5 protein-coding genes and 2 pseudogenes are annotated in these 6,444 nt (G+C 53.8%); 2 read left to right on the forward strand and 5 right to left on the reverse strand.

Going from position 1 to position 6,444, the window contains the following annotated elements; all coding sequences use genetic code 11:
* Positions 1 to 107 precede the first annotated feature (107 nt).
* From hisB to ETR37_RS09805, 5 genes and pseudogenes are all read right to left on the reverse strand, one after another.
* Entirely contained in the window at positions 108 to 695 is a 588-nt protein-coding gene (gene hisB, locus ETR37_RS09785) for an imidazoleglycerol-phosphate dehydratase HisB (RefSeq protein ID WP_013146382.1), read from the reverse strand.
* A 3-nt stretch (positions 696 to 698) separates the two neighbouring features.
* Positions 699 to 1,973, reverse strand: coding sequence for a histidinol dehydrogenase (hisD, locus tag ETR37_RS09790; protein WP_033006003.1), 1,275 nt, complete (start codon positions 1,971 to 1,973; stop codon positions 699 to 701).
* 393 nt (positions 1,974 to 2,366) lie between these two features.
* Positions 2,367 to 2,990, reverse strand: coding sequence for an ATP phosphoribosyltransferase (gene hisG / locus ETR37_RS09795; protein WP_015375795.1), 624 nt, complete (start codon positions 2,988 to 2,990; stop codon positions 2,367 to 2,369).
* Positions 2,991 to 3,168: 178 nt separating this feature from the next.
* Entirely contained in the window at positions 3,169 to 4,353 is a 1,185-nt protein-coding gene (locus tag ETR37_RS09800) for an ATP phosphoribosyltransferase regulatory subunit (RefSeq protein WP_129447201.1), read from the reverse strand.
* A 292-nt stretch (positions 4,354 to 4,645) separates the two neighbouring features.
* Positions 4,646 to 4,870: pseudogene (locus tag ETR37_RS09805) on the reverse strand (acyltransferase); the annotation flags it as partial.
* A gap of 4 nt (positions 4,871 to 4,874) precedes the next feature.
* On the opposite strand from ETR37_RS09805, the pseudogene ETR37_RS20800 reads away from it, so the two are divergent.
* Positions 4,875 to 5,236, forward strand: a pseudogene (locus tag ETR37_RS20800) (DDE-type integrase/transposase/recombinase); the annotation flags it as partial.
* Positions 5,237 to 5,450: 214 nt separating this feature from the next.
* A complete protein-coding gene (locus ETR37_RS09815) occupies positions 5,451 to 6,020 on the forward strand; it encodes a type II toxin-antitoxin system PemK/MazF family toxin (RefSeq protein ID WP_015375798.1) in 570 nt (189 codons plus the stop codon).
* Positions 6,021 to 6,444 lie beyond the last annotated feature (424 nt).

The raw sequence follows: 6,444 nt of genomic DNA on the forward strand, positions 1-6,444 counted from the left end.
TTTCCTGCATCCATGGAGCTTTTCCCGCAGGAAGCGCTGCCTCGATCCGACCGCCTTTCCTGCGCCTGCGGAACTCTTTCCCCACGGGGGGCGCCGCACTCCATCGTCTACAGCATCCCTTTTGTCGACGGAACGCCTTTGACGCGCGGGTCGATCATCGTTGCTTCATCCAACGCCCGCCCGAGCGCCTTAAACACCGCTTCGATCATATGGTGCGTATTGCGCCCGTAATGGACGATGACATGCAAGTTCATCCGCGCTTCAAGCGCCAGTTTCCATAAAAACTCATGCACGAGCTCGACATCAAACGCGCCGACTTTCGCTGCCGGAAACTCGCCGCGAAACTCAAAATGCGGGCGATTGCTCAAGTCGATCACAACTTGCGCCAAGGCGTCATCCATCGGCACAAACGCGTTGCCGTACCGCTTGATTCCTTTTTTGTCGCCAAGCGCTTCCTTGATCGCCTGCCCGAGGCAAATGCCGATGTCTTCCGTCGTATGGTGGTCGTCAATATGCGTGTCGCCTTTGGCCTCAATGTGCAAATCGAACTGGCCGTGCTTGGCGAACAAATCGAGCATATGGGTTAAAAACGGCACGCCCGTTTCCAGTTCCGCCTTCCCTTCGCCATCCAACGAAAGCGATAACTGAATGCTCGTCTCGTTCGTCGTTCTTGCGATCGTTGCTTCCCTTGCCATCATTCATTCCCCTTTCTCGAGCCGCACCTCAATGGCGCGCGCGTGCGCCTCCAGCCCCTCGAGGCGGGCAAAGGCGGCGATTTTTTCTCCATGTTGTTTCAATGCGGCTTCGCTGTAAACGATCACGCTTGATTTTTTCACAAACTCATCAACGCTCAAGCCGCTTGAAAACCTTGCCGTACCGTTCGTCGGCAGCACGTGGTTCGGCCCGGCGAAATAGTCGCCGACCGGCTCGGAGCTGAAGCGGCCGAAAAACATCGCTCCCGCATGGCGGAGCCGGCCGAGCAGCGCGAGCGGTTCCGCCGTCATCACTTCCAAATGCTCCGGCGCCAGTTCGTTCACAACATCGACCGCTTCCTCAAGCGTCTCGGTGACGTAAATGGCGCCGTAGTTCTCAAGCGCCGCTTGGGCAATGTCGCGGCGCGGCAGCGTTTCAAGCTGCCGTTCGACTTCGCTCGCCACCGCCAGCGCCAATTTCATCGACGGCGTCACCAAAATGGCCGACGCCCGCACGTCATGCTCGGCTTGCGACAACAAATCGGCCGCAATCTCATCCGGTCGGGCCGTTTCATCCGCCAGCACAACAATTTCGCTCGGCCCTGCGATCATGTCGATCGCCACATGCCCGAACACTTCCCGCTTCGCCAATGCCACATAAATATTGCCCGGCCCGAAAATTTTGTCAACCGGCCGGATCGTTTCCGTCCCGTAAGCAAGCGCGGCGATCGCCTGCGCGCCGCCGACTTTGTAAATTTCCGTCACGCCGAGTTCATAGGCGGCGGCCAGCACCCCAGCCGGGAGCGTGCCGTCTTTGTTTGGCGGCGAGGTGATGACAATCCGTTTCACCCCCGCCACTTGTGCGGGAATAACGTTCATCAGCACAGACGACGGATAAGCGGCCGTCCCGCCTGGCACGTACAACCCGACCGCATCGAGCGGCGTCACCTTTTGTCCGAGAATGGTGCCGTCTTCTTTCGTCATCCACCATGATTCGCGCTTTTGCCGCTCATGGTAGTCGCGAATGTTCGCCGCCGCTTGGCGAATGATCTCCAGCATCTCCGCGTCCATCGCCGCATGCGCGCGCTTCATTTCCTCTTCCGTCACCTTGAGCGAATCCAAGCTTACGCCGTCAAACCGTTCTGTATATTCTTTGAGCACCGCATCGCCGCGGGCGCGCACGTTGGCGATGATATCAAGCACCGCGCGCCGCTGCTCCTCCGTTCCGCTTTCAATCGTGCGCCGCAGCGAAACGCCGCCTCGGATCCGTTCGATTTTCATCGTTCGCTCCCCTTTCTGTGACGTCCATCGGTTTTCGTCCATTGGCAATCTGTATAGATACAATTTGAAGCTTTACCATTTGCAGCTTTTACCGAGTATTTGATCGACTGTCGGACGACCGAACAACACCGCTTAAAGACCCATATATGGGTCTGTGAAGCAGGCGGTTGTTCGATCCTCCGTCACGCCTTGGCGTGACGGAGGCAAGCCTGTGGCTTGCCTCCGACAGTCGAAAATGGACAAACCGCTTTTCCGTCAAGGATATGTTAAACTTCTTCGTTGCATCTATATGCTATTTTCCAACGGCGTTGTCAACGCCGCTCCGCCATTCCCGAATCTCCACCAACCCATTCTTCGGAAACCGCCCATTTCCGCTCTGTCACACCTTTTTTCCTACGGCTGGGGAATGACCGCCGCCAATCGGTCGACCAACCGTTCAATGTCCCCGCCGTTTAGCCGGTAGCTCGCCGGGTTGACAATCAGGCGCGACGTCACCTCGGCGATCCGTTCAAGCTCGACAAGCCCGTTTTCTCTGAGCGTCCGCCCCGTGGAAACGATGTCCACGATCCGGTCGGCAAGGCCGATCAGCGGGGCGAGTTCAATGGATCCGTTCAGGCGGATGATTTCGACTTGCTCGCCTTGCTCGCGAAAATACGTTGACGCGATGTTCGGGTATTTCGTCGCCACCCTTGGTGCGATCTCGTTCATCTTGGCGCCGGGCAGCCCGGCGACCGCCAAATGGCAGCGGCTGATGTGCAAATCGAGCAGTTCGTACACATCCCGTTCTTCTTCCATCAGCACGTCCTTGCCGGCAATGCCCAAATCCGCGACCCCATGCTCGACATAGGTGACGACATCCATCGGTTTCGCCAAAATAAAGCGCATGTTTTCCTCTGGCACATCAATGACGAGCTTGCGCGACTCGGTAAATTCCGGCGGCAGCGCATAATCCGCTCGCCGCAGCAACTCGACCGCCTCTTCAAAAATGCGCCCTTTTGGCATGGCAATCGTCAGCATCATTCTTCCTCCTTGCTCCTCATCATGTCAAATGCGGCGCTGGTCCTCGATTACACCGCATGCTCTCCACCGCCATGGGCAGCCTCTCCCGTCCGTTCTTCGCATCCGCTCTGTCCCACCAATCGCTGCCGTTTTCAACAGCGTCGATGACCAACCGGCGGCCCCTTCTCTGTTATGTTCACTGCCCATCGCGCCCGCTGCGGCCAAGCAAATACACGATCGACCGGTAGCGCTGGCTGTAGGCGTCAATATCACGAATGCCGGCAATGTGCTGCAAGACGACGCGCTTGCCTTCCGCCCGTTTCGCTTCGGCCAATTCCACCGCTTCCGCCAGCCGCTCTTGGCTGAACACGATGCACTCGATGTCATCGCGCACATCCGTTTCCCCAATCGCCTCAATCAACCGATCGACGCGCAACCCAAACCCCGTCGCCGGCGCCGGGCGCGAGAACTTCGCCAATAAATCATCATACCGCCCGCCGTTGCCGATCGGGAATCCAACCTGCTCGGCGTACACTTCAAACAAAATGCCAGTGTAATAGCTCATATGGCTGACAAGCGCCATATCGAGCTTCACCTCCTCGGCCACTCCGTACGTCCGAAGCGCCGCCATGAGCGCCGCCAGCTCATCGGCCGACCGCCGCCCCTCCTCGCTTGTGACGAGCGTTTTCGCCTGTTCGATCACGTCCGTTCCGCCACGCAAGGAAAGAAGATCCAACAGCCGCTTTTGATCGATCGACGAAAGCGGCCACGACTTCACATGTTCGCGGTAACCGACGTAATTTTTCTCATATAAAAAACGGCGCAATACACTCGCCCGCTCCTCATTCCCTAAAATCTCCAAAAACAGCGCATTGACATACCCGATATGGCCGATGGCCACCGAAAAGCGGCCCAACCCCACGCGCTTCAACAACGCGACCATTAAGCTGATGACCTCGGCGTCGGCCGTCACCGTGCCGTCGCCAATCAACTCCACACCGATCTGCTCAAACTCCGCCGGCCGCCCGCCTTCGCGCTGCTGGGCGCGGAACACATTGGCGTTGTACGCCAACCGGAGCGGATTGCCGTCTTCATAAAGCCTTGACGCCGCCACCCGGGCGATCGGCGCCGTCATATCCGGCCGAAGCACGAGCGTATGCCCTTGCTGGTCGAGAAGCTTAAACAGCCGATGATCGGCAATCGCCGACGCCGCCCCGACCGTTTCATAATACTCAAGCGTCGGCGTTTCAATAAACTCGTACCCCCAGCGCTCAATTTCCTCCGCCATCACCGAGCGCACTTGTTTTTTCAACTCATATAAAAACGGCAGCGTATCGCGCATGCCTAACGGTTTTTCAAACATAAACAGCTTTTTTGCCATGTCCCCACGCCCTTTATCGAGATGCTTTAGTTTGCTAATATGGTAGAGAAGTGAAGTTATTAGTAGTTTACTCCTTTGCGGCCACAGCGTCAAGGGGAAAACGCTTTGCCAATAACAAAACGGACAAGATCGCTTCAAAAAACTAGAAGCGCTTGTCCGTTTCGTTCCACACGGCATAGGCGGTGATCTGCTTTCTAATAAAAATAGCGGTAGTCCATCTTGTCAAAATCCGCAATTCTCCTTTTTTGTTTCTTTCCTTTTTTCCTATTCCAAAATGGAAAACCGCCCCCGTTCAATCGGAAGGCGGTTCATTCCGGCGGACGATGCGCATCGGGCAGCCGGCGACCATCGCCCCGGACGGGACGTCTTGATGGACGACGGTGCCCGCGGTGACGACGGCGCGGTCGCCGATCACCACGCCGGGCAAAATGGTCGAGTTCGCGCCGATCATCACCTCATCGCCGATCACGACATCGCCGAGGCGGTATTCGTCCACTAAATATTCGTCGGCGAGAATCGGCTTGAGAAAATCAAAGAGCACAAAAAAATACCACATCTACAAGTGCAAGAACAACGATTGCCCGTTTTACTAAGCCAATCTTCGCCGGATGACCAAGAAGGAGCGCTGACGTTTCAAGCAAGATTCTCAAGCCTTCGAGTTGCAGTGTCGATTCCGGGAGTTCCTGTTTGACTTTCTCCCTTTGGTTCCATCATCACTCATCAAACTGAAGGTCGATTTGTCCCGGATGGCCGTTTCACCGCACATTCTGGGGGCTCGTATTGACGTACCACGTCAACTTCGTGATGTTCTCCCGCATGACGGAGGCAGCCATGAAGGACATCCACGGCGGGCGTGTCGATCTCACATCAGACGGTGCTCAATGATGAATATTATAAAATATTCGATGTTTTAGTGTTATAATTGTTGGTAAGTGAAAATATTAGAAAAAATTTCTAGATGGCATAGGACTTAAGCACACTTTAAAAATCATGATGGCCGAATCCGACATAGACAGCATGACTGCGATCGCCAAGCATTTGAACATTAAAGAGACAACATTTCGTTCATCTATTATAATGGAAAGGGAGGAGAAGCCTTGTTAAAAAAGTTGCATGAGAATAAAGATTTGGTAAGAGAAATGAATAGACAGCTAATGGAACTGCAAAAAATCATTGAGAATATGGACGAAAAGCGGGGAAGAATATTTATTGAGTGGCTTGAAACACAAAACAAATATCTCGTCTGGGAAGAAACATTTGCCCCATCTTACCTAAGAGCTTATAAGCGGTCAGAAATCGTTTTAGCGCATTTTGGCTTTAATGTTGGCGCTGAATTCGGCGGCATGCACTATGCTGTTGTCATTCGCGATAGTTCAAAAAACAATCCCGTCGTCAACGTCGTTCCTTTATCTTCATTAGACGAAAACGAAACAGAACAGGATGTACATAAAGACTCGGTCTTTTTAGGTACGATTGAGGGACTGAACGAAAAAAAGGCAGTGGCCATTCCAAACCAAATGCGCCCTATAAGCAAAATTCGCATTTTCAAACCCAAAAAAGCAAAAGACGGCGTTTTCAAATTAACAAGCGAACAAATGGACTTGATTGACGAAAAAATCCGTAGGATGTACACTAAACTTAGAAAAGATCCAGAAAACCGTTCTTGACACTTCTGTCAAAATGCTTTATTATTTTCTTTGCATGAGATTCGGAAAACAAGCATACGATAAATAATGCCCTTTGAGTTCCTTGAACTCAAGTGCGGCCAAAAATATTTTTCAACTGACCGCCGCATGCGCGGTCCAAAAGGAAAAGCCGCCCCATTTACGGGGCGGCTTTTTACGTGTTTCGCTGACTTTGCATCTTGTGAACTCTCTCTTATACACCTTCACCGAAAGTTGTTATTCCCATTCTCACCTAAACAGGTTAGACGTCAACTACCCCCACTTCGCTAACGCTTGAAGTGGGGGCTTGCAACTCCCCAGAAGTGCGAGCGGACTTCGTCCTCCTTCCTTGACTTGGGGTTGCATCAGGGGCAGGTTGACAGCTGCCCAACGACGCAGGTCATGCCTGTGTCGTTCCTTCAACGAT

The organism is Geobacillus sp. PK12 (assembly GCF_004123125.1).
Taxonomy (GTDB): domain Bacteria; phylum Bacillota; class Bacilli; order Bacillales; family Anoxybacillaceae; genus Geobacillus; species Geobacillus zalihae.

What these genes read in the sequence shown, in the direction of transcription:
- hisG (WP_015375795.1), bottom strand. Translation starts at nt 2,990, where the DNA reads ATGCTGACGATTGCCATGCCAAAAGGGCGCATTTTTGAAGAGGCGGTC.
- ETR37_RS09800 (WP_129447201.1), bottom strand. Translation starts at nt 4,353, where the DNA reads ATGGCAAAAAAGCTGTTTATGTTTGAAAAACCGTTAGGCATGCGCGAT.
- hisB (WP_013146382.1), bottom strand. Translation starts at nt 695, where the DNA reads ATGGCAAGGGAAGCAACGATCGCAAGAACGACGAACGAGACGAGCATT.
- hisD (WP_033006003.1), bottom strand. Translation starts at nt 1,973, where the DNA reads ATGAAAATCGAACGGATCCGAGGCGGCGTTTCGCTGCGGCGCACGATT.